This is a genomic window from Helicobacter sp. 11S02596-1 (assembly GCF_002272825.1).
Classification (GTDB): domain Bacteria; phylum Campylobacterota; class Campylobacteria; order Campylobacterales; family Helicobacteraceae; genus Helicobacter_J.
In genome coordinates this window covers 31,555-54,793 of record NZ_MLAM01000009.1, presented here as the reverse complement: position 1 = coordinate 54,793, position 23,239 = coordinate 31,555, and the positions used below count along the sequence as shown (strand labels likewise).

Annotated in this window: 21 protein-coding genes and 6 tRNA genes; 13 read left to right on the top strand and 14 right to left on the bottom strand. The window is 41.9% G+C overall.

The features are described 5' to 3' along the window. Nucleotides 1–20: 20 nt before the first annotated feature. From BJI48_RS06700 to serS, 3 genes are read right to left on the bottom strand one after another with little or no spacing between them, the layout of a single operon-like run. Nucleotides 21–2,087 (bottom strand): UvrD-helicase domain-containing protein, encoded by a 2,067-nt coding sequence (locus BJI48_RS06700; protein ID WP_095333230.1) that lies wholly within the window; start codon nt 2,085–2,087, stop codon nt 21–23. Then, nucleotides 2,084–4,537 carry a tetratricopeptide repeat protein gene (locus BJI48_RS06695; RefSeq protein WP_095333228.1) on the bottom strand — a complete coding sequence of 818 codons (2,454 nt, stop codon included), beginning with the start codon at nt 4,535–4,537 and terminating at the stop codon, nt 2,084–2,086. Before BJI48_RS06695 ends, BJI48_RS06700 begins: the two co-directional genes overlap by 4 nt. Nucleotides 4,538–4,547: 10 nt before the next feature. After that, nucleotides 4,548–5,846 carry a serine--tRNA ligase gene (serS, locus tag BJI48_RS06690; protein ID WP_095333226.1) on the bottom strand — a complete coding sequence of 433 codons (1,299 nt, stop codon included), beginning with the start codon at nt 5,844–5,846 and terminating at the stop codon, nt 4,548–4,550. A gap of 230 nt (nt 5,847–6,076) precedes the next feature. Between serS and tatB the strand changes: the two genes are divergently transcribed. The 9 genes from tatB to BJI48_RS06645 all read left to right on the top strand — a co-directional run bounded on the left by tatB (nt 6,077) and on the right by BJI48_RS06645 (nt 11,298). Further along, complete coding sequence (tatB, locus tag BJI48_RS06685) at nt 6,077–6,790, top strand: Sec-independent protein translocase protein TatB (protein WP_095333222.1); 714 nt, start codon at nt 6,077–6,079, stop codon at nt 6,788–6,790. 3 nt (nt 6,791–6,793) lie between these two features. Beyond that, complete coding sequence (gene tatC / locus BJI48_RS06680; RefSeq protein ID WP_095333218.1) at nt 6,794–7,567, top strand: twin-arginine translocase subunit TatC; 774 nt, start codon at nt 6,794–6,796, stop codon at nt 7,565–7,567. Nucleotides 7,568–7,577: 10 nt separating this feature from the next. Then, nucleotides 7,578–8,630 (top strand): tRNA preQ1(34) S-adenosylmethionine ribosyltransferase-isomerase QueA, encoded by a 1,053-nt coding sequence (gene queA / locus BJI48_RS06675; protein WP_257874433.1) that lies wholly within the window; start codon nt 7,578–7,580, stop codon nt 8,628–8,630. 26 nt (nt 8,631–8,656) lie between these two features. Further along, a complete protein-coding gene (gene rsmG, locus BJI48_RS06670; RefSeq protein WP_095333341.1) occupies nt 8,657–9,286 on the top strand; it encodes a 16S rRNA (guanine(527)-N(7))-methyltransferase RsmG in 630 nt (209 codons plus the stop codon). Then, nucleotides 9,283–9,495 carry a PP0621 family protein gene (locus BJI48_RS06665; protein WP_095333214.1) on the top strand — a complete coding sequence of 71 codons (213 nt, stop codon included), beginning with the start codon at nt 9,283–9,285 and terminating at the stop codon, nt 9,493–9,495. Before rsmG ends, BJI48_RS06665 begins: the two co-directional genes overlap by 4 nt. Further along, nucleotides 9,492–9,872 carry a hypothetical protein gene (locus BJI48_RS06660; RefSeq protein WP_095333212.1) on the top strand — a complete coding sequence of 127 codons (381 nt, stop codon included), beginning with the start codon at nt 9,492–9,494 and terminating at the stop codon, nt 9,870–9,872. The genes BJI48_RS06665 and BJI48_RS06660 overlap by 4 nt, the downstream gene beginning before the upstream one ends. Nucleotides 9,873–9,921: 49 nt before the next feature. Beyond that, a tRNA-Ser gene (locus BJI48_RS06655) sits at nt 9,922–10,009 on the top strand. A gap of 305 nt (nt 10,010–10,314) precedes the next feature. Further along, nucleotides 10,315–10,683, top strand: coding sequence for a DUF805 domain-containing protein (locus BJI48_RS06650; RefSeq protein WP_095333210.1), 369 nt, complete (start codon nt 10,315–10,317; stop codon nt 10,681–10,683). An 81-nt stretch (nt 10,684–10,764) separates the two neighbouring features. Next, complete coding sequence (locus BJI48_RS06645) at nt 10,765–11,298, top strand: DUF805 domain-containing protein (RefSeq protein WP_095333208.1); 534 nt, start codon at nt 10,765–10,767, stop codon at nt 11,296–11,298. Nucleotides 11,299–11,309: 11 nt separating this feature from the next. Here BJI48_RS06645 and selB read toward each other — a convergent pair whose 3' ends face one another. Continuing rightward, entirely contained in the window at nt 11,310–13,214 is a 1,905-nt protein-coding gene (gene selB / locus BJI48_RS06640) for a selenocysteine-specific translation elongation factor (RefSeq protein WP_095333206.1), read from the bottom strand. Further along, the gene (gene selA / locus BJI48_RS06635; RefSeq protein ID WP_257874431.1) at nt 13,214–14,593 is read right to left on the bottom strand and encodes an L-seryl-tRNA(Sec) selenium transferase; all 1,380 of its coding nucleotides are present in this window, start codon (nt 14,591–14,593) and stop codon (nt 13,214–13,216) included. Before selA ends, selB begins: the two co-directional genes overlap by 1 nt. A 68-nt stretch (nt 14,594–14,661) precedes the next feature. Between selA and BJI48_RS06630 the strand changes: the two genes are divergently transcribed. Next, nucleotides 14,662–14,756 (top strand) — tRNA-Sec (locus tag BJI48_RS06630). Between the two features lie 130 nt (nt 14,757–14,886). Here BJI48_RS06630 and BJI48_RS06625 read toward each other — a convergent pair. The 9 genes from BJI48_RS06625 to BJI48_RS06585 all read right to left on the bottom strand — a co-directional run bounded on the left by BJI48_RS06625 (nt 14,887) and on the right by BJI48_RS06585 (nt 21,167). Continuing rightward, nucleotides 14,887–14,963, bottom strand: a tRNA-Arg gene (locus BJI48_RS06625). Nucleotides 14,964–15,012: 49 nt separating this feature from the next. Next, nucleotides 15,013–15,089: transfer RNA gene (locus BJI48_RS06620), tRNA-Arg, on the bottom strand. Between the two features lie 27 nt (nt 15,090–15,116). Next, nucleotides 15,117–15,193, bottom strand: a tRNA-His gene (locus tag BJI48_RS06615). Nucleotides 15,194–15,221: 28 nt separating this feature from the next. After that, nucleotides 15,222–15,299 (bottom strand) — tRNA-Pro (locus tag BJI48_RS06610). A gap of 97 nt (nt 15,300–15,396) precedes the next feature. Then, nucleotides 15,397–17,607 (bottom strand): ferrous iron transport protein B, encoded by a 2,211-nt coding sequence (gene feoB / locus BJI48_RS06605; protein ID WP_257874430.1) that lies wholly within the window; start codon nt 17,605–17,607, stop codon nt 15,397–15,399. Nucleotides 17,608–17,669: 62 nt separating this feature from the next. Further along, on the bottom strand, nt 17,670–18,908 hold the full coding sequence (locus tag BJI48_RS06600; protein ID WP_143428780.1) for an Opr family porin: 1,239 nt from the start codon (nt 18,906–18,908) through the stop codon (nt 17,670–17,672). 31 nt (nt 18,909–18,939) lie between these two features. Further along, nucleotides 18,940–19,788, bottom strand: a complete 849-nt coding sequence (gene panC, locus BJI48_RS06595; protein ID WP_180763076.1) for a pantoate--beta-alanine ligase — start codon at nt 19,786–19,788, stop codon at nt 18,940–18,942. Next, a complete protein-coding gene (gene pyrF / locus BJI48_RS06590) occupies nt 19,785–20,501 on the bottom strand; it encodes an orotidine-5'-phosphate decarboxylase (RefSeq protein WP_095333200.1) in 717 nt (238 codons plus the stop codon). The genes panC and pyrF overlap by 4 nt, the downstream gene beginning before the upstream one ends. Beyond that, on the bottom strand, nt 20,502–21,167 hold the full coding sequence (locus BJI48_RS06585; protein WP_257874429.1) for a DedA family protein: 666 nt from the start codon (nt 21,165–21,167) through the stop codon (nt 20,502–20,504). It lies immediately after the preceding gene. 154 nt (nt 21,168–21,321) lie between these two features. On the opposite strand from BJI48_RS06585, the gene BJI48_RS06580 reads away from it, so the two are divergent. From BJI48_RS06580 to ribH, 3 genes are read left to right on the top strand one after another with little or no spacing between them, the layout of a single operon-like run. Then, the gene (locus BJI48_RS06580) at nt 21,322–21,972 is read left to right on the top strand and encodes a carbonic anhydrase (RefSeq protein ID WP_095333198.1); all 651 of its coding nucleotides are present in this window, start codon (nt 21,322–21,324) and stop codon (nt 21,970–21,972) included. Next, a complete protein-coding gene (gene kdsA, locus BJI48_RS06575; RefSeq protein WP_095333196.1) occupies nt 21,969–22,775 on the top strand; it encodes a 3-deoxy-8-phosphooctulonate synthase in 807 nt (268 codons plus the stop codon). Before BJI48_RS06580 ends, kdsA begins: the two co-directional genes overlap by 4 nt. Beyond that, nucleotides 22,772–23,239 (top strand): 6,7-dimethyl-8-ribityllumazine synthase, encoded by a 468-nt coding sequence (ribH, locus tag BJI48_RS06570; protein ID WP_095333194.1) that lies wholly within the window; start codon nt 22,772–22,774, stop codon nt 23,237–23,239. The genes kdsA and ribH overlap by 4 nt, the downstream gene beginning before the upstream one ends.

Sequence of the window (23,239 nt, the reverse complement as noted above, 5' to 3'; positions counted from 1 at the left end):
CCACCTTTTGCATTATCTTTTTAGCCATCTGTTTTTTGGACAAAAGAAGCCAAAATATCCCTTTGTAGCCCGCCAAAATTGATGGTGAGTTTGGCATTTTGCCCACTGCCTTCAATGCCCTCTATCCTGCCTGTTCCAAATATCTTGTGTGTAACCAAGTCGCCTTTTTTGAAATCTTTGTTTTTAAAATCTAGCCCCCCTGAAGTTTCTTTTTTGTTAGTTAATAGCTTGGCTTCTTGGAGGAAGCGTGATTTTTCTAGCTCCGTTCGCTTACCTTTGTAAAATCGCGATCGCACATAAGAGATATAAAGCTCATCTTTAGCACGTGTAAAGGCAACATAACCGAGCCGTCTTTCTTCCTCAATATCGCTTTGATCACGAATCAATGGGAAAAAGCCCTCTTCAAAACCAGTGATAAAAACGATTTTAAACTCCAGCCCTTTCGCAGAATGCACGCTCATACACGAAATAACCCCATCGCTACTGGTATCGGCATCCGTGCTTAAGGAAAGATCATTGAGAAAGTCTTGCAGCGAGTTCATTGGGGATTGGATAAAGTAGTCCCGAAACATCCCATAAAATTCTTCGATATTAGAAACCCGATCAATTGATTCGTTGGAATTATCCACACTAGCGATGAGGTCAATACTCGTGATAAATTCTTCGAGAAATTTTAGTGGCGAGATAGCAAGATAATCTTGCAAATCGTGTATCGTTGCAAAAAACTCCCCTAAGGTTTGGTGATTTTTTGCACTCAAAATACTCCCAAGTTGGTCTGATTTGAAAGCCTCATATGCCGAGATTCCTAGTGCTTGGGCTGTTTGAAAGATTTTTTCTTGGGTGGTTTTGCCAATGCCTCGCTTGGGTTTGTTGATGATTCGAGAAAGAGAAAAATCATCATTTGGGTTGATGATAAATCGCAGATAGCTCAAAATGTCTTTGATTTCAGCACGTTCATAAAAACGCATTGCCCCGATGAGTTTGTAGGGGATTTTGGCACGATTGAGTCCCTCTTCGATACTTCTTGAGAGGGCATTGAGCCGAAAAAGTATGGCGATTTCGTTGGGGTTTGTGCCATTTTGGAGCAGGTTTTTGATTTTGTTAGAGATTTTATTGCTTTCTTCGGTTTCATCGTTGGAGTAATAAAGCGTGATTTCTTTCCCATCGCCTTTGATACTTTGGAGTTCTTTTCCTAGACGCTTTGTGTTGTGCGAGATGAGGTGATTGGCGACATTGAGGATTTGTGTGCTGGAGCGGTAGTTTTCTTCGAGTTTGATGATTTTGACATCTTTGAAATTGTCCTTAAACTCCAAAATATTACTAATATCTGCACCCCGCCAGCCATAGATACTCTGGTCATCATCGCCTACGACACAGAGATTTTGATGGGTGGTGCAGAGTTTTTGGAGGAGCTGGTATTGCAGATAATTGGTATCTTGATACTCATCGACCATAATGTATTGGTAGCGGTTGCTGATCTCTTGAGCCAAAGGGGGATTGGCGTCTAAAATCTTATAGCTTAAGGCTAAAAGATCATCAAAATCGACCATATTTTTTTCTTCCAAAAACGCTACATAATCGCCATAGATTTGTGCGATTTGTCTTTGGTGCCTATCTTTTGCACTACTTTTGGCGTCTTCTACAGAGATAAGGGCGTTTTTCATCCAAGAAATTTGGGATTCAATCGTGTTAACAGGGAGGCTTTTGTCGAATGTTTTGAGGATCTTTTTTTTATCATCACTATCAATGACGATAAAATTATTCTCACGCCCAAGATGGTGGATATGGAATTTTAAAAACAAAAGCCCAAATCTATGAAACGTGCATAGTAGCGGGGGGTGATTGGTGTTGTTTTCGATGAGTTTGAAAGCTCGCTCACGCATTTCGCTTGCGGCTTTGTTGGTAAAAGTCAGCGTCAAAGTCGCACCAGCAGGGATACCGACCTCATCAATGAGGTAGGCGAGACGGGTGGTGAGTGTTTTGGTCTTGCCACTGCCTGCCCCAGCAAGAATCAACATCGCCCCATCAATATGTTTGACCGCTTCAAGTTGGGAGGCGTTGAGATTTTTGAAAGCCTCAGGATTCATTGCTTGCTTGCCTTTGGTTGGTTTGCCTTGCTTGGCTCGGTATTGATCCGATCGGTATCGATTTGAAAGTCGAAAAATTCCGATTTGAAGTTTGCCACAGAAATGTAATTATAATGCGAAGCTGCGGCTTTGAAGTTGCCTATTTCTTGGTAGAGCAAACCGAGTGCATAGCGACTTTCATAATTGGTGGGCGCATCCATTTTGGCAAGCTGGAGCAATAAGACCGCATTTTCTGGGTGATCTGCCCCGATAGCACTCACAGCGGCAAAAAATTTTGTCTGGGGGTCATCTTCACCGAGATCTTCAATCAAGGTATTATAAATCGTATAGGCTTTTTCAAATTTGTGTTGGTAGATATTTGTCAATGCCATCGCTTGGAGAATCCCATTGGGGGTGTCGGTTTGGGCGATGAGTTTTTCTTCTAAATCCTTTTCTTGATTTTGAAGCGATCCGGTAATAAACCCGATATAAACATAAAGCTCTCTAGCAAATGCCGGGCCATAATACACGCTACTCAAATCAAGTTTGCCAGAAAGGAAGAGATTATGGAGTTTGAGTGCGACTTGTTTGAGATTGGTATCATAGCCGTGGGCGAGTTCATATAAGATATTTGAAACGACATCTCTGGGGTAAATGCTTTTGAGTTTGGAAAATGCTTTTAAGAGCGTTGTTTTGTCTTTGTTCCTGATACCATAAGCGGCTTTGAGGGCATAATAAATCGGGAATTTTTTTTCAGCCTCCTCGATCCAATCCATCTCATCGTTGATGTTATCGTTGAGATAACCAATAAATGATGAAAGGAATTTTTTTTGGGTTTTTGAATCAAAGGGAATGCTTTCAAAATCTTGGGAGATTTGATGGAAAATACGACCGGTGTCTTGATAGATAAATTTACCAGCCATAATCGCAAACAAACCCGATGTGATGTCGTAACTATTGAGATGATAGGCCCTTAAAAAATGCTTATAAGCGTTTTGAAAATCCCCCATTTGCGCATAGATGAGACCAATATCATAATGAAGCACGGCGTGATTGGGGTTGGATTTTGCAGAAATCACAAGGTAGGAGAGCGCATCGCGGATATTGTTTTTGTTTAGCTCTATGAGGGCTTTGATGATGTTTTTGTTGATAGCTGAAATCGTCCCCCCACGCACGAGCGTGCTTTTTGCTTCTTCGATATTTCTGACATCTGAAAACATTCCCCCTTCTCGAATGAGCTTTAAGGCTTCTTTGGCGTCAAAAACACGAAAAGGGGCGTAATAAAAGATGGTTTTATAGGGCATTTTTTCTTGGATTTCAAAGCTACGATTCCAAAATTCTTCTTGGGCAAGATTGACATCAAATAAGGAAGGGTTCAAGATAACTTTGATGGGGTAGGTTTTCATCGCTTTTTCACTCAATGCCTTATCATCAGCGATGGGTTCAAGCGCACTTGCTGCTGCAGGAAAATTCCCTAATTTCAAGTCGATAATCTGGATGGCTAATGATGATTCGATGTCGTTTGGATCGACTTTGAGGTATTGGTAGAGGTAGTTTTTTGCTTTGGGATATTCCCCAACCCTCGCATACAAAAGACCCAAAGATTTGTAATCTTTGGGCGTAGCGATGGTTTGGAGATGGGCTAAAGCATTGTAATCATCATCAAATGCGAGGAATATTTTGGAAGCTAAACGATGGTTTTGCCTCTGAAAGCTTTCTGAATTGGGATTGAGTAGGGGGGATAGGGATTCAAAATAATAGCCATTGTAATATTGGGTCAAGGCATAAAGATACGAATAGAATGGCTCGTGGGCAGAATCCGGGAGATGGGCGTTGGTGAGTTTGAGATAGTGATCGACTTCTTCGGGGTGGTTGAGGTGGAGTGCGCTTACCATCGCATCGATGGCGCTCACACTGATATTATCTCCGGAAGCGATGGCATTGTCAAAGGAGGCAATCGCACTGGCATAGTCTTTTTCTTTGAGCTTGATGACCCCAAGATTGTGGCTGGCAATAGATTGGGAAAATGAGGCAATATTATTAAAAAGATGGAGGGCTTCGGTTTTTTCCCCACCATTATAAAGGAGATTGGCTTTTTTGATGAGGTCATCAAGGCTTTTGCTATCGATTTCTGGGATTTTTGTTTCAAGTTTTGGGATTTCTGGGATAGGGATTTCACGTTGGTTTGATTGGGGGTTTGATTGATGGTTTTTTGGGGGGACTTCTTGGGTTTTTGGATTTTTTGATGAGGGATTTGAAGCAGAGACTGAGAGGATAGTTAGCCCGATGATAATGAGTATCAAGATAATCACAATACCAATAATGGAAAAAAATATTTTTTTAACATCAAAAAAGCCTTTTAGTTTTGATTTGAGTTTGTCTATCAGAGAAGTCGGGGTAGGTTTGGGGGTGCCGGTTTCTGTGATAGAGTTGATATTCTCATCGGGGCTAGGGGCTTGAACGTTTGGCATACGACCTCAATTAAAGATATTTTTGTAACACAGCGGGGATGTGTATCTCCCCATCTTGGGTTTGGTAATTTTCCATTATGGCAATGAGTGTCCTACCTACTGCCAAAGCAGAGCCATTGAGCGTATGGACTAGGGCATTTTTTTTGTCTTCTTTGAAGCGGATTTTTGCCCTTCTGGCTTGAAAATCTCTCGTATTAGAGACAGAGCTGATCTCTCGGTAGCAGTTTTGCCCGGGTAGCCACACTTCAATATCTATCGTATTGCTCGCACTAAAGCCCAAATCCCCGCTACAGAGCTGGACTAATCGATGGGGCAAGCCGAGTTCGCACAAAATACCGCTAGCAGTTGCGATCATTTTTTCTTGCATTTTTTGGCTTTCGCTCGGGTGGGTGATGGCGACAAGTTCGACTTTGTCAAATTGGTGTTGGCGGATCATCCCGCGTGTATCTTTGCCCGCACTGCCAGCTTCTTTGCGAAAACAAGGCGTTTGCGCAGTAAGCATAATAGGCAGCGAGCTAGCGGGGATGATGGTGTCGTTATAGAGATTGGTAAGCGTGATTTCTGAGGTTGAGATAAGATAGAGTTCGTGTCCTTTTGGTTTCTCGCCATTTTTTGGCTCGATTTCTTCAAAATCCCCGCTGATTTTAAACATATCTTCTTCAAATTTTGGGAGTTGGCCCGTGCCTAAAAGCATTTCTTTATTCACAATCACCGGGGTAACGACCATCTCAAAGCCGGCTTTTTGGTTGTAATCAAGCATAAAATCAATCAACGCCCGATTGAGCTTTGCCCCCATCCCTCGCAGGACAGAAAAACGGCTTTTAGCCAGCTTTACGCCAGCTTCAAAATCAATCCAGCCATTCATCTGCGCTAATTCCCAATGTTCTTTTGGCTTGAAAGCAAAAGCCTTAGGAGTGAGGATTTTTTTGAGCTCAATATTGGCAGTTTCATCATCGCCAAGGGGTGTGGCGTCATCGGGTAGATTAGGCAGGCGCAATAAAATCTCATTCAATTTGGCTTCAAGATGGCTAACTTCTTCTTCGCTTGAGGCGATGAGGGCTTTGGTTGCTTCCAGCTCTTTTTTGAGGTTTGCTATCGTATCATCGTTTTGCCCCGCTCTTTTATATGTGCCAAAAAGTTTGGAGTTTTTATTTTGGCTCGCTTGGAGTTGCTCGAGATTTTGTTTTGTTGATTTGTAGGCAGTAGCGATTTGTTTGAGTTCTGCAAGGAATGCGGGTTCTATTTTCCTGCTTTGGAGCTTTTTGCTGACAAATTCAAAGTCGCCAAGTAAAATTTTTATATCTATCATTTCTTAACCTTTTGCATTTATCGACCTTTTGCATTTGTTTGCCCTATGAATGTTATCTTGTTTGGAACTTCTTGAAATTTTATCCAAAATTGCTTGAAGTGCAAGCATTTTTTATTCCTTTAAGTCTTTTTGGAATTAATATGGTGGCGATAAACTTGTGATTTTGAAAGTAAAAGTTTAGGGTTTTTGTTATACAATTATTAAAATATTGCGCGTGCAGGGTGTAGAAGATGTTTGGTATGGGTATTTTTGAGATTTTAGTTATTTTGATTGTTGCGATTATATTTCTGGGACCTGAAAAGCTCCCCCAAGCGATGGTGGATGTCGTGAAGTTTTTCAAAGCGGTCAAAAAAACCCTCGATGATGCCAAAGAAACCTTTGATAAAGAACTCCAAATCAGTGAAATCAAAAAAGAAGCCCTAGAATACAAAAGCCAATTTGAATCCAATATTGATGGGATAACCAAAGATATCCAGCTCAAAGAAATCGAAACAATTTTTAGCGACAAAGAGGCGACAAATACGCATACTGAGGATTCTGCTAGTATTTCTCAAGAGCAGGGTAGCTCTGAAAATTTTTCACCCCAAACAAACCCGCCCAAAAAGCGAGGCAGGAAGCCCAAAGCCACCCCAAATGCTATGGAAGAATCTTCGCTAGCAAAATCTCAAAATCTCAAAATCTCAAAATCTGCCTCATCAAAATCTATCCCATCAACATCGCAAGCACCAGTTTCAAAGACTCGCACCACCAAGTCCAAAAATCCCAAAAATTCAGAACAAGCCTCAAATACCACCGCAAAGACGGCAAAATCCGAGTCTAAAAACCCTGCCATCAAACCTGCTATCAAACCTGCCATTAAACCTACGATGATCCCAAAGCCTGCCAAAAGCACGGGGTTTAAAAGAACATCAAAAACCCCAAATACCAAAGGTGAGGAGAGTTAAGCAATGTTTGAAGATTTGAAACCTCACATTCAAGACCTTCGCAAACGATTGATGATTTCTGTCGGTGCCTTGATAGTGGCTTTTTTGGTGTGTTTTAGTTTTTGGACGCATATTTTTGAATGGATAAAAGCCCCGCTGAGTGTTGCTTTTGATAGCGATCAAGTCAAGGGAATGTTGGTGCAGATTTCGCCTGCAGAGGGCGTGATTGTTGCGATGAAAGTGAGTTTTTTTGCCGCCCTTGCATTATCGATCCCGATTATTTTTTGGCAATTGTGGCAATTTGTTGCCCCCGGTTTGTATAAAAGCGAAAAAAAGATCGTCTTGCCTTTTGTGTTTTTTGGGACATTGATGTTTGTGATAGGGGCGGGATTTGCGTATTATGTGGTATTTCCTTTTACCATCAAATACATTTTGATGTTTGGCAATGAGATGTTTGCAGCAAATATTTCAGCCTCGAGTTATGTAACGTTTTTTACCCGCTTGGTCATTGGGTTTGGCGTGGCTTTTGAGTTGCCTGTTTTGGCGTATTTTTTGGCAAAAATCGGCTTGATTACCGATGCGACACTCAAAAGTTATTTCAAATATGCCATCGTGGTGATTTTCATCCTAGCAGCCATCATCACGCCCCCTGATGTGATTTCTCAAGTCTTTATGGCATTGCCTTTGATTGGGCTTTATGCCCTCTCGATTTTGATTGCCAAAATCGTCAATCCCGCTCCCAAAATTGATAAGGGGATTGATGATGAATCCGAAGAAGAATCTCAAGAAAAGGCATAATCCCGCTTGTATGGAAAATGAATTTTTGCTTGAAAGTTATGATTATGTTTTGCCAAAAAAACTCATCGCTACTTATCCGGCAAGTCCAAGAGAAAGTGCGAAGCTTTTGGTTTATGATAGGCAAAAAGATAGCATTACCCACAGCGATTTTTTTCATATTTTTGATTTTATCCCCCCAGAGGCTTTGATTGTCTTCAATGATACCAAAGTCATCAAAGCCCGAATTTATGGGCATAAAGAGAGTGGCGGGAATGTCGAGATTTTGTTTCATCGCAAAATAACAGATGAAAGGGGCGATGATAGGTATTTGGTTCAGATAAAAGGCAGGGTAAAAACTGGGAGTAAAATCATTTTACAAAATGGCTATGAATGCGTTGTGGAGGCGATTGCAGAAGGCACGTATCGAGAGGTAGCGTTTTTTAGAGGCAATAAGCAATTGGATTTCACAAACACGCTCGCTATGTTTGAAGCACTCGGGCATATGCCGATCCCGCCTTATATCAAGCGTGCGGATGAAGCACTCGATTTGATGGAATATCAAAGCGTGTTTGCCAAGCATTATGGGGCGATCGCTGCCCCGACGGCATCGCTACATTTTTCATCTTTTAGTATGGAGCGTTTGCAAAAGGATTTTTCGCATTGCTTCCTCACACTCCACGTGGGTGCGGGGACATTTGCGGGCATAGAGACTGCAGATATTCGTAACCATAGAATGCACACAGAAAGCCTCTTGATCTCTCCTGTTGCGATGGAAGCGATCGATAAGGCTTCTGCGATCTTGTGCGTGGGGACGACAGCGCTTAGGAGCGTGGAATACTATAAACGTCTTCAAGATGTGGATAAAAAAAAGCCTTTGTGTGCAGAATGCGATATTTTTTTACACCCGGGCAATCCTGTGCTTTGCACTCACCATCTTTTGACAAATTTTCATTTGCCAAAATCGAGCTTATTAATGCTTGTAAGCTCGATGATAGGGCTAAAGAAATGCCACGAACTTTATAATATTGCGATTGAGAAATCTTATCGGTTTTATTCTTATGGGGATGGGATGTTGATTTTATGAGGCAAGATTTTATGAGAGAATCTATAATGCAAACGTTTGATGATTTTGCTTTGGATGCTAAGGCAAAAGAGCGTTTGGAAATCTATGCGCATTTATTGCTTGAATGGAATCAAACCCATAATCTCAGTGGCGTGAAAGATTTGTCTATGGTGGTTGAAAATATTTTTGACTCTATCTACCCGCTCAAATTTATCCATCCATTTCGATCTTGCCTTGATATTGGTAGCGGGGCGGGATTCCCGGGTCTTGTTTTGGCAATCTGCAAACCAACGCTTCGATTTGTCTTGGTAGAGCCACGGGCAAAACGAGCTGCTTTTTTGCAATATGCCAGCGTTGCGATGGGACTCGATGGTGTTGTGGTCCAAAAATGTTTGATTGAAGATCTCAAGCTCCCCAAAAATGGCGTGCAAGAAAAGGTAGAAGCAGGGGCGCAAGGAGAAATGGCAACAGGCGTGGATTTGATAACCTCTCGGGCGGTGATGGGGAGTTGTGATTTGATTGATCGGGGTAAAAGATTTTTGAATAAAAATGGGTATTATTTGTTTTATAAAGGGTCTAATTTAGTCCAAGAGATTGCTTGTGAGCCAGATGAACGTGTTGTTCGGGGGAGTAGGGTTTATTTTTATCGGCAAGAAACACAAAAGGAAATGCGATGAAATTCTTGATTTTATTGGTCTTAATCGGCGGGGTGATATGGTTTTTTTTCTTCAGAAAGATTTCTTCTAAGCCCCCAAAAAAACACGATGAAGAGCTGATGGTAGCGTGTCGTGAATGTGGGACTTATGTAGCTTTTAAAGAGGCAATTTTATATAATGGGGAATATTTTTGTTCGCCAAAATGCCTCAATCACAAGACTGCGCAATGATTATCATAGGTCATCACGGGATTGCGTCCCCAAAGTTTCAAAAGATTAGAGGGCTTGAGGCTGTGCCTTTGGTGCAAAGTCATTTGATGGTATGGTTTGAATCTAGCGATGATGTGGGCTATGTTTTGTCGCATCATTGCGTTGAAAATGGCGTAAAATACGCGATAAAAGTCGATAATATTAAGGATTTTGTGATTTATGCTGCTTTGAAACCCGTTTATATTATCTTGGAAAAATCGCCTGAAGTTTATCAAAAAATCGCCGAGACCTATTTGATGGATTCAAAGATTCTCTATGTGATTGAAGATGATAGCGAGATTGAAGAATTGGCAAAAATGGGCATTGATGGGGTTATTTTTAGACAGGTTTTAGAATAGATACGCTATAATCGGGGCTTTTATTTTGTTGCATTCTATTATGATATGCGGGGAGATGTCCGAGTGGTTGAAGGAGCACGCCTGGAACGCGTGTAAGGTGCAAGCCTTCGAGGGTTCGAATCCCTCTCTCTCCGCCATAGCTTTTTTACTACTTTTTTTAAAAATCATATTCTTTGGCTTTTTATTTGTGTTTTATCCCGTTGGTATTTTGAACTATGCCTCTCCCCCATCAAAAAGAAATAGGTATTTTGTAAAATTATAAATATATTATATATTTAAATAAGAAAATTTTTTGGTTATAAATAGATATTTTTTTGAATATGAATCCAATAAATAGGCTATATTTAGTATATAAAAAATATTATAGATAAAAAACTATTGATTTTAAATTTAAAATATATTATTATGTGCGTTCAAATATTTTTTCAAAAAGGACATTATTATGTATTGGTTTTTACGTGTATTAAAACAATATGCTGTGTTTTCTGGACGTGCGCGTCGCAAAGAATTTTGGATATTTTTTCTTTTTTATGCTGTAGTGGCGGCAGTGCTTCAAATCCTTGCCAAGACTATTACGCCTCTTTCGATGATTTTTTCTTTGATTTCGCTTGCTTGGACACTTGGGACATTGTTGCCATTATTGGGTGTAATGATCCGTCGTTTGCACGATACCCAACGTTCTGGATGGTGGATTCTTATAGGCGCTATCCCAATTATTGGTCCGATTGTTTTGTTGGTATTTACCGCACAGAAAGGGACTTCTGGTTCGAATGCTTATGGCGATGATCCATTAGCAGGGGATAAGGATTAGATTCAAATTATCATTATTGGCATTGGTGGCGGGTTTTTCCATCAATGCTTTTTGTGTGAGATACATAAAAGGATAAGTGTGATGTATTGGTTTTTTCAAGCGTGTAAAAACATTACAAAACGTGGTCGTGCTTGCCGTAAAGAATATTGGATTTTTCAGCTCTTCCAAACCATCAATTTTATTATTTGTTCGATTCTTTTTTACTTTTCTTGGGTTCTTGTAGTCGCTACTGCTTTTGCTTTTACAGGGGAATGTACGGGGTGTAGTAAATATTATTATAATTTTATTATTTCGGTAATAGTATTGATTTTTCTTTCGATCTGGATTTTGTATGTAATTTATGTTTTTTATTCATTCGTATTTCTTTTTCTTTTTGTTAATATTTTGGTTACTATACGCCGTTTGCACGATACGGATCGCTCTGGTCTGTGGATGTTGCTTGGGTTTATTCCTATGATAGGAACACTAATTTTATTGTTTCTGTCTGGACGGTGGATTCTTATAGGTGCTATCCCAATTATTGGTCAGATTGTTTTGCTAGTATTTACCGCACAGAAAGGGACTTCTGGTCCGAATGCTTATGGCGATGACCCATTATTGCAAAATCAAAAATAAGAATTAAACCCCTATTTTTGGGTGTTTGCGTATTTAAACGTCCGCTTGCCTTGAGTATTCTGAATATCTTCAAACCAATCGAGGCTATCTAAATAGGCAATGAGATATTTTCTACTCAAGCCAAGCCTTGTTTTTAGAAGTGCGATGTCGATATAGCCGTGCTGGCTTATCAAGGAACGCATTTGGAGATGGAGATTTTTGAGCGCACTTTGGGCGATAAAAAGATTATGTTGCAATCGGATGATTTTTTTGGCACTACAAAGCGATTTTAGGGCATTATCACCACTTTTGGGGTCGATGTGGAGATTATCATAAATATCATAAGGGGCAAGCGGGGCAAAGTTTTGGGCAAGAATGGTCTGATACAGCGTGTCTTGGAGGTATTCAGCGATATTTTTGATATTATTTTGTTTGGATAGATAAAGCCCCTCTTTTTGATAAATAAAGCCATCTTCTGCCAAAACTTCAAGCGCTTTAAAAATGAAATCACTGCTCGCCCATTTGATTTTTTGTTGCACGCTCACAGGCGATAATAGGGCGTTTTTGTTTTTGGCAAATGTTTGCAAAATATCGTTTTTGAGGTCTTGGAACGTTTGGGGGTGATAGATGACAAGATTTTTGCTATCAAGAAAAATTTCAGGGATTTCTTGTGCGATTTTGAGGGCGTCTTGGTGCGTGAGGTTGAAGCGTTGGGCTGAGCTGATAAGCCCAAAGCCTTTTTTATGCACGCACGCACATTGCCAAAAGGCTTGTTTGAAGTCTTTTTGGAGCAAAAAATTGCAGTAGATGTATTTTTGTTTTTTCTTCATCATCTCCGTGATTGGGTTGAGGATTTCGCCCCCACCGATGGTTTTATCGCTATGTCTGAGGATAAATTTTTCGCCGAAAATACCAAAGATTTTTTCATCGGTTTTGAGGGTCGCTAACAAATAGGGCTTGTCATCTTGCATTGAGGGTTCTAGTGAGAAAATTTTTGCATTGCATTTTTTAGATCCGATAAAAAATTGCACCTCCAGATTGTGCCAGGGCATTGGTATCAGGGGATAAATCACGACATCAATCGTGTCAAATCCCCTAATACAGCCTTTTTTGCTAAGTAAAAACCCTCTTTTTAATGCCGTTGATGGGATGGTTTTGAGATTCAAAGCGATACGTTGGCCCGGGGTGGCTTCATCGATGAAATTATTGTGATGGGAGATATTTTTGATAAGTGCTTGTGTTTGAAGCTCACAGATAACCACTGATTCGTTTTTGGAAAGCTTGCCACTTAGCATTGTCCCTGTAACAATCGTCCCGGCACCTTTGAGGCTAAAAGCTCTATCAATATAGCAACGAAAAAATGAGGCAGGCTGTTTGGGTGGTTTTGAAATCTCGCTCAGTGTGTTTATGAGTTGGGTTTTTGTGGCTTGGATATGGGTGCTAAATTCCAAAATTTTACCGAGTTTGAGAGAGCGGAGTTTGTCAAATTGGGCTTGGATTTGTTTTTTGAGATCTTGGCATTTTTGTGTGCGTTCGCTCTCGGGCATATCGACTAGGAGATCGATTTTGGTGATGACGCAAATCCCAAGCTTGACGCCAAGAATATCAGCAATCTGGAGATGTTCGATGGTTTGGGGCATTATCCCCTCGCTCGCACTTACTACAAGCAACAAAACATCGATACCAAAAGACCCTGCAATCATATTTTTGATGAGTTTTTCGTGTCCGGGGACATCGATGAATGCGATGTTTTTGGTTTGGTTTGGCTGGGATGGGTTAGGGTGGAGACTAAGATGAGAAAAACTCATATCTAGCGTGATACCTCGCTCTTTTTCTTCGGGGGCATTGTCCCCATCAAAGCCATTGAGGGCTTTGATTAGGCTGGTTTTGCCGTGGTCGATATGCCCGCCTAGCCCGATGATAATGTCATTTTCCATCAAGCATTCTTTATCGGGGATTTTGCATTATTTTCCTCATCAATGATTTCTGCAAAAATATCTTGGATTTGCTTAAAATGATGGGGTTGGAGGCAGCGGGTATCTAGGATAATTTTATTGTTTTGAATCCTGCCAACCAAGCCTTTTAGGCGCATTTTTGTATGGAGAATTTGGGGTTTGATAGGCGGGATAGTTAAAGCAACCCCATAAGAGGGAAATTCTTGTGCGCTCAATGCCCCACCGCCTGCCTTTGAACTCAAAGCGATGATTTCACAGCAGAGATTTGGCAGGGGCGAGAGGAGTTCGGCGAGTTGTTTTGCTTTTGCTAAGAGTTCTTCTTCAGACTGGCGTATCATTTGGAGTGTAGGGATGGATTCGACGTCATTTTCCAAATACGCCCGAAAGATGGCACTAAGGGCAAAAATGCTAAATTTATCCACACGCAAGGCACGCAAGAGATGGTTTTTTTTGAGTTGGTCGATGAGGTGCTTTTTGCCAAAGATAATGCCTGCTTGCGGGCCACCTAAAAGCTTATCCCCGCTAAAACTCACCAAACTGGGGTTTTTGGAGGCGATTTCTTGCAATGATGGCTCATCAATGCCCGCAAATGGGGCGATGAAACCACTCCCAACATCGTAGTAATCAACCAGTTCGTGCTTTTTGGCTAAGGCGCTTAAATCTTCAAATAAGACTTCTTTTGTGAATCCGATTTGTTTGAAATTGCTTTGATGGACTTTCATTATCATCGCTGAATCCGAGCTGATGGCGTTTTGGTAGTCTTTGAGATGTGTTTTGTTGGTTGTGCCGACTTCTTTTAAAATCCCTCCTGCAGAAACGATGACTTCAGGGATACGGAAACTCCCGCCGATTTCGACTAATTCGCCCCGTGAGATGATGATTTCTTTGTTTTTGGCAAATGTGTTGGCGATGAGTAGCACCGCACTGGCGTTGTTATTGACAATAAGGGCGTCTTCACACCCCAAAAGCGCGCAGATAGATTGCTTGATATGCTCGTATCTTTCGCTTCGTTGCCCCATTTGGAGGTCGTATTCAAGATTGTTATATTCGCACAATAGCGGGAAAATCCCATCAAGTAATTTCGGCGAGAAGACGCTTCTGCCCAGATTGGTCTGGATGATAACCCCGGTGGCGTTGATAATGGGCTTGAGACTGGGTGTAAGGAGATTTTCATAGGCTGTTTCTATGGCTGTGAGGATGTCTTCATAAGGTGGCAATGGCAGGTTTGTGAGCAATTTTTGACGTAAAAGATGGATTTGTTCTTGGGCGATTTGTTTGAGAAGTGAGGGATTTTTGGCTTTGAAACAGGGCTCTTTGAGGATTTTATCAATTTTTGGGAGCTGGCATAATTGTTCTCTCAAATTCCATCCTTTAAGCGATTTTAAAACAAAACCAATTATAATGAAAGTGGTTTTAAGTTTTGTTGAATGGGTGGCAAGCATAGCTGGTGCGTGCCTTGGGCTTCAAACCCAATGAGTGCTTAGGTGTCTAGGCGCTGGGGAGTTCGATTCTCTCGCCATCTCGCCGAAAAATAGGTCAAACCGCACGCTTTTACTGCAAATTATTCAATACGATAATACGGGCTTGTGTATCTTTGGCATTCTTAAAACAATCTAAAATTAGGACGTTGATAGAATTTGTATGTTATCGAAGCTGGTGCGCCCGGCAGGATTCGAACCTGCGGCCTACGGCTTAGAAGGCTGTTGCTCTATCCAACTGAGCTACGAGCGCAGAATTTTTAATCAGGCAAAATTTCATTCAAGCAAAATCTTACTCAAAGTGGTACGCCCGAAGGGAGTCGAACCCCTAACCCCCAGATCCGAAGTCTGGTGCTCTATCCAATTGAGCTACGAACGCAAAAATTGATCGGAATAAAAATATTTATGGGGTGGGTGATGGGGCTCGAACCCACGACCCTCAGAGCCACAACCTGATGCTCTAACCAACTGAGCTACACCCACCATAAAAAGAATCATTCAAGCCAGAAAATGGTCGGGGCGAAAGGATTCGAACCTTCGACCCCTTGGTCCCAAACCAAGTGCGCTAACCAGACTGCGCTACGCCCCGACAAAATACTTGAAAGGTGAAATTATACTCAAACCCCGCTGTTTTTGTCAAGCAAAACCAAGCCTAGCACCCGCCAATGTTTGCGTATTTTGCGAATCTAAGCAAGCCAAATCATCAGGTATTTTGTCGCATAAAAACCCATCAGGGAAAAAATATAAGCCACAATGCTTGTGAATGCGAAAAGATAAAAGACAAATTTTATCCCGCCAGCTTCGCGCCCAAAGGTTATCGTCGCTGCAAAACAGGGGATATAAAACATAATAAAAACAATAAAAGCGATCGCAGAGGGCACGCCGACGTTTTTTCTCAAAACCTCTCGGAAGCTTTGAGAGGTTTCATCTTGGCTATCCCCTAATGAATAAAGCACCCCAAGCGTAGAAACCACCACTTCTTTTGCTGCAAATCCTGTTACAAGCGAAATCGAAAGCCTCCAATCAAAATTCATCGGTGCAAAAATTGGTTTCAAAAATATCCCAATATCTCCTGCATAGCTTTGTTGCAAAAGCAGTTCTTCAAGTTCGTTTTTTAGATCGGCAATCTGGGCTTCTTTTTGGATTTGAGGGATTTTATGGTTGTTTTGCACAGCAGTCATTTTGTCGTGGTATTGGCTTTCTAGTGCGGGGTTTTTGGGGTATTGGGACGCAAACCACACCAACATCGAACCCAAAAGGATAAATGTGCCGGCTTTTTTGAGATACATTAGTGATTTTGTATAGATACTAAACCAGATAATTCTCCAGCTCGGCAAGCGGTATTTGGGCATTTCCATCACGAAAGGTTCGTTTTTGCCTTTGAAAATGCTGAGTTTGAGAAATTTTGCCATCAAAAGCGCTACCAAAGAACCCAATATATAGATAGCAAATAGCACGATTCCTGCGTATTTGTCAGGGAAAAAAGCCCCGATAAAAAGCACATAGATTGGCAACCGCGCACTGCAACTCATAAACCCGATGATAAACAAGGTAATGAGGCGTTCGTTTTTGTTTTGCAATGTGCGGGTTGCCATATAGGCAGGCACACTGCAACCAAATCCCGTAACAAGGGGGATGAAGCTTTTGCCGTGAAGCCCAAATTTGTGAAAAATCCCATCAAGCAAAAACGCCACCCGCGACATATAGCCTGTGGCTTCCAAAAGCGAAATACCAAAATACAAAATAACAATCAAAGGCAAAAACGAAATCACAGCTCCCACGCCCCCGATGATACCATCGCCAACAAGGGAGGCAAAATCCTCATTAGGTATGCTCGATTTTACCCAGTCGCCAAACCAGCTGATACCATCTTCAGCATAGGTCTGCAACGTCCCTCCGATGATAAAGCTTAGGTAAAAAAGTATAAACATAAAGAGCAAAAAAATCGGCAATCCAAAATATTTGTCTAATAAAATCGAATCGATTTTTTGGGTGTAATGCAAGGATTTTTTCGGATGTGCAATGACTTCGTGCGCAGCGCCTTTGCCAAATGCAAGGGCGTCTTGGGCAAATATATTTTGGATGTTATTTTCCCCGCTAGATTGATAGAGGGATTGGAGGCTGGCATTCAGCACACCAGAGAGTTCCAACCAACAAGGTTTGTCGTGCAAGTAGGCATAAATGGAGGCTTGCTGGGATAGCAACATCACAGCGACTTGGCGGAGCGAAAGGGGTTCTTTATTTTTGTGCTGTGTCAAAAAGGCTGTGATTTCAGGGTATGCCTTTTGGGCGAGATGGTGCGTGAGTGCTTGGATTTGGGTTTCGATAAAATCGGCATAAATCCTTTTTGGGGCTTTGAAATCTGCTTGGTAAATCGCGATGATGGATTCAAGCAAGAGGTTTGTATTGAGCTGTTTGCTCGCTGATGTGGGGATACAGCGCACCCCTAAGATTTCTGAAAGCTGGTTTTCATCGATGATAATTTGCTCTTTTTGGGCTTCATCCCACATATTCAAGGCGACAAGCGTTTTTTTGTTGCATTCTAGCACTTGCGTGGTGAGGGCGAGGTTGCGTTCGAGATTGGTCGCATCAACGACATTTAAGATGATGTCATAAGAGGCATTTTCTAAGAAATCTTTGGTAACTTTTTCTTCGAGGGTAAAATCACTCAGTGAATATGTCCCGGGCAAATCGATAATCGTGATTTTCGTGCCATTGTAAAAAAGTGAGGCTTGCGCTTTTTCGACGGTTACACCGGTGAAATTGCCTACTTTGAGATGAGCGCCACTGATACTATTAATAAGCGAACTCTTGCCTACATTGGGCTGCCCGACAAGGGCGACTATGATTTCTTGTTGCATTTTTGGGGCAGGCGTTTTATGATTGTCTTCTTGCATATGATTTATCTTTGCGTTTTTGCAAAATTATAGCCAAGCAAGATTAATTCCTATTATATCTGTCAGAAAGATAAACGAATCCCGCCGTTGATTTGGGTAGTGGTGGGGATATTGATGGCGTCTTTATGGGTGTTGAGGATATTGAGAATCCCCCATACGTTGTGCGTGAAGCCGATTTCTGTAGAAAAATTAATTTCATTTTGTCTCAAAGATTGCCCATAAGAGGTACTCCCATAGGTCAGAGAGAATTTAAACCTTTCGACATTTGCACTGATGGAGGCATAGATAAGATTCCCGTTTTTTTGTGTTTTGATCGCTTTGCCCCCCCATACAAAAAATGGATCAATACTATCGCCCATTATCCCGATATTGCCCCATCCAGAATCTTTGCTGGTATGGATATAGCCCGCAGCGATTTCAAAAAATTTCATCCCAAAAAAGGCTTTGGCATCCAAAACAGCGCCATTGTGGGCATAGCCACTATAGCGCTCGTTTCCCTCGATACTATAGGCATAGCCGACATTTGCCCCGATAAAAAAGCTTGAAATGTTGAGCTTCCCATCTATTTTTGCTCCAAAGGCGGTGAAGATTTTGGGTGTGAAAAATGTGTAAGCCTTGATAGTGAATGTTTCGGCGATGTAGTATTTGATGGCGAGATTGAGGAGTCCAAAGTTTGAATAGGGATTGATTTTGTCAAATCCACTCATCTGGTAGTAGGCGATACGCCCAACATCATTGACCCAAAACCCCTCAAACATCAGGTTTTCAATCGAACGATTGCGTATCCAAATCCCATCACTCATTGTGTTGATCCATTCGTTTGGGATGATAAATCTCCCGGCTTTGATGTTGGTATCCCCATCAAAATATTCAAAAAAAGATTCGGCAAGTGCGGCTTGATTATGATTGAAAAAATCTTTGGTCGCATCGCCAACCCCGCCATTTCTGATATTTGGGACACTAGGTATCCTGAGATTTTTGTGTGCGTTATAAAACGGCGTTGCAGCCCGAAAGCCCACCGCCGCACGGATATTTTTGTAAAATCCTGATGTATAGCTTAGCCCCACACTCCCCAAAAGATAGCCCGTGTTGCCTAGATAGCTGTAAGTTGCAAGGTTTTTGCCGATACTTGTTGCTTGCCCTTTAGCCAAGCCTTGATAGTCGCCATAAAAGATAACATCTCCTTTGGAAACACCATTTTTGAGGGCCTCATCAATGCTGTCATAGCTATACGCACAGCCAAAAGAAAGGGCATATAGAAAAGCTATTTTTGAGGCGGTTTGGATTATTTTTCTTGCCATTGTTTCTGCTGGTTTTTTTATCATTTTGTTTTCATACCCATAGATTGTCGATCAGGCGTGTTTTGCCAATTTTTGCTGCTAAAAGCACGAGGCTGGCATTTTTTTGGATATTTTCAAGCGGTGCGAGTTCGTAATCACAGATAGCAAGGTATTCGCATTCAATGCCCTCAAGAGCTTTTTTGCCCATTTGGAGCAATGGAGCGCTTTTGGTTTCGCCCATTTCAATGGCTTTGGCGATGGTTTGGAGTGCTTGGGGGATTTTGCGGGCGTTTTTTCTTTCTTCGCTGGAGAGATAGATATTTCTTGAACTCAACGCCAGCCCATCGGTATCTCTTTGCGTGGGGCAAGCGATGATCTCAATAGGGAGAAAAAACTCTTGAACTAATCGCTTGATGATAAGGAGTTGCTGGGCGTCTTTTTGCCCAAAATACGCCCGATGGGGCTTGATGAGATTAAAAAGCTTGAGCACGATGGCAAGCACGCCGTTAAAATGCCCCTCACGGACAAATCCCTCATAAACATAGCCCATATTTTTTGGGGGATTCAGACAGATGGTATCCCGTTGGGGATACATAGTAGCAACTTGGGGGGCAAATACGACATCCACGCCCGTTTCCTCACAAAGTGATAAATCCTTTTGCAAATCTCTGGGGTATTGCTTGAAATCTTCATTAGGTCCAAATTGTGTGGGATTAACAAAAATCGAAACGATAGTAATCGTATTTTGTTGCTTGGAGGTGCGGACCAAGCTCAAATGCCCAGCGTGCAAAGCCCCCATCGTCGGGACAAGCCCGATACGTGTGTCTTTCTCTAGGGTTTCTTGGAGATTTTTTTGATAGGCAATGAGGTCGGCAATATTGCTGATGAGGAGGGTTTTCACGCTGTTGGTCCTTGCATATGATGGGTGGCTTCTATGGTGTGAAGGATTTTTTTTACCACGCTAAGGGGGTCTTTGCTTTGATAGATGGGTCTGCCAATGACAATAAAATCTGCTAGGGCATTTTTTGCCTGCGTGAGGTCTGCGGTGCGTTTTTGATCATTTTTGTCTTCGTTAAATGGGCGGATCGCTGGGGTGAGGGTGAGAAATCCCGGATGGGTTGCTTGCTTGATAGCTTGGCTTTCATAAACCGAACACACTGCCCCATCAATGCCACTTTGATACCCTAGTGTTGCTAAAAACGTGGCGTGTTTTTCTAAAGGGGCGTTATAGATGGCTTCAAAACCTTCTGAATCAAAGCTAGTGAGCGCACTCACTCCAAATACCAAAGGGCGCTTGGGGCAAGCGCTTAGGCGCTCCATCACGCTTTGCATTGCCACTTTGCCACTGCTGGTGTGTAAGGTAAGCATATCAATGCCAATTTTTGCGCATTCAAACGCTGCGTCTGCCATTGTATTGGGGATATCATAGAGTTTGAGATCCAAAAAAATTTTGAAATTTGTATCGATGGTTTTGATTTCTTTTATGAAGCTAACCCCATCCCGAATATAGGAACGCAAGCCCACTTTTACCCATATGTCTAGCCCCTTTAGGGTTGCAAGGAGTGCGAGATTTTTCGACTTTTCTTCAAGGTCTAGGGCAATACAGAGTTGCATTCATTTCCTTTTTCGTTTTTGGTATAAGATATAGGCTAATGCACTCACAAACACGCACCCAAGCGTGATAAGCACAATATAATGCAAATAAGATTTGATACTGATTTCATCGGGATTAGCAGATTTTGCGGTGAATGTATCGATGATTTCTTGGGTATTGATCCCATCGCCTAGCCATACTCCTATATAGTAGCCAAAAACCGCCAAGATACCCACCCAGATACCCGCTCCTGCGGCGCTGTAGGCACAGAATTTGACTAGATTCATCTTTGCAAGCCCGGCAGGCAAAGAGATATATTGCCTCACTGCTGGGATGAGCCTGCCTAAAAATGTGGAGATTTCGCCGTGTTTTTTGAAATAATCTTCCATTTTTTTCATCGAATTTGGAGAGAAAAAGAAATACTTTCCATAGGCAATGATAAAGCTCCTGCCAAATTTTAAGGCGAGATAATAATTAAACAATGCCCCCGCTAAACTCCCTAAAATCCCCATCAAAATAGCGATAGTGATATCCATCTGTCCTTGATATGCCAAATAACCAGCCGGTATCATCACCACTTCAGAGGGAAAAGGAAAAAAACTCGATTCCAAAAACATCATCAAAAAGATACCTACATACCCCAAGCTCCCTATAGTTTCAACGATAAAATGAATGATTTCTGACAAATCTATCCTTTAGATATTTAGATTTTTGGCGAATACGAATTTGTTATTATATGCTATTACTTTGGTATAATTCAAGACTTATCATTGAGATTTTACATCATAAATTTTTTGGGGCGAGGCTTTTGTTAGAGAGTTTTATAGAAAGGCAAGAGATTTGAGAGAATTGTTTGACGGGGCGTTGAAATTTCAAGAAGACGATTATATCAAATATAAAGACCTCTATGAAAGCCTCAAAGTGCGCCAAGAACCCCATACATTATTTATCTCGTGTGTGGATTCTCGTGTCGTGCCTAATCTCATTACTAATACCTTGCCCGGGGATTTGTTTGTGGTGCGAAATATGGGTAATATCATCCCGCCCTACAAAGAAAACGACAATATAATGCGTTCGGGTTATCTCGCCACCACCGCTTCGATTGAATACGCCCTCAATATCTTGGGTATCAAAAACATCATCATTTGTGGGCATAGCAACTGCGGGGCTTGCAGTGCTATCTATGAGCCGAGCGAAAAGCTAGAAAATGCCCCCTATGTAAAAAAATGGATTGAACTTTTGGAGCCGGTGAAAAAAAAGGTCGAAGCCCTCAAGCCAACGAGCAAATCCAAACGCATTTGGCTCACTGAACAAATCAATATCGAACAACAGCTTGAAAATCTGATGACCTATCCTTTTGTCGAGGAGCGATTTGATAGGGGGGAACTCAATATTTATGGCTGGTATTACATCATCGAAACGGGTGAAATTCTCAACTATAATATGATCACCCGTGAATTTAAACCCATCAACAAAGAGAAAAAACAATGAAAAAAACCATACTTTTAAGCGGGCCTTGTGTGATCGAAAGCTATGAAAATCTTTATGCTACAGCCTTAGAACTCAAGCCGTTTGCAGATGACGCACGACTGGAGTTTTATTTTAAGGCGAGTTTTGACAAAGCCAATCGAACGAGTTTGGAGAGCTACCGAGGTCCCGGACTCAAAGAGGGCTTGGAGATGTTAGCAAAAATCAAAAGCGAATTTGGCTATAAAATCATCACCGATATTCACGAGAGCCACCAAGCTGGAGCGATTGCAGAAGTCGCAGATATTATCCAGATACCAGCGTTTTTGTGTCGGCAGACCGATTTGATTGTCGCAGTTGCCAAAACCGACAAGATTGTCAATATCAAAAAGGGGCAGTTTATGAATCCTGCGGATATGAAGTATTCTGTCCTCAAAGCCATTCAGACACGTGGCGGGGATAAGGCAACCTATGATGAGGCGAAGAAGTTTGGTGTTTGGCTTTGTGAGCGGGGTTCTAGCTTTGGCTATGGTAATCTGGTCGTGGATATGCGGGGCTTGGTGATAATGCGTGCGTTTGCCCCGGTGATTTTTGATGCGACCCATAGCGTGCAGATGCCCGGGGGTGCGGGGGGCAAAAGCGGGGGGGATAGCTCATTTGTGCCTTATCTTGCCAAAGCAGCTGCAGCTGTGGGTGTGGATGGGTTTTTTATGGAGACACATCTTGATCCAAAAAACGCCCTCAGCGATGGCCCCAATATGGTGCCTACAGATAAATTAGGCGCATTGGTGAATCAAATTTTGGATATACAAGGAGTTTTAAAATGAATATTATCGAAGGCAATATCGGCTTAAGCGGTGCTGAACGCGTCGCTATTATCGCTTCTAGGTTTAATCATATCATCACCGATCGGCTTGTAGAGGGGGCAAAGGATTGTTTTTTGCGCCACAATGGTGATGAGAAAAAACTTGATTTGATTTTGGTCCCGGGGGCTTATGAATTGCCTTTTGTCCTCGATAGATTGCTTGATAGTGGCAAATATCAAGGGATTTGCACGCTCGGAGCGATTATCCGAGGGGGAACACCACATTTTGATTATGTGAGTGCGGAGGCGACCAAAGGCATTGCCAATACGACACTCAAATACACCACGCCGGTGAGTTTTGGTGTTTTGACTACTGATAGCATTGAGCAAGCTATTGAGCGGGCAGGGAGCAAGGCAGGGAATAAAGGCTTTGAGGCGATGAGTGCGCTTATCGAGCTTATCAATCTCTATAAACAGCTGGCGTGA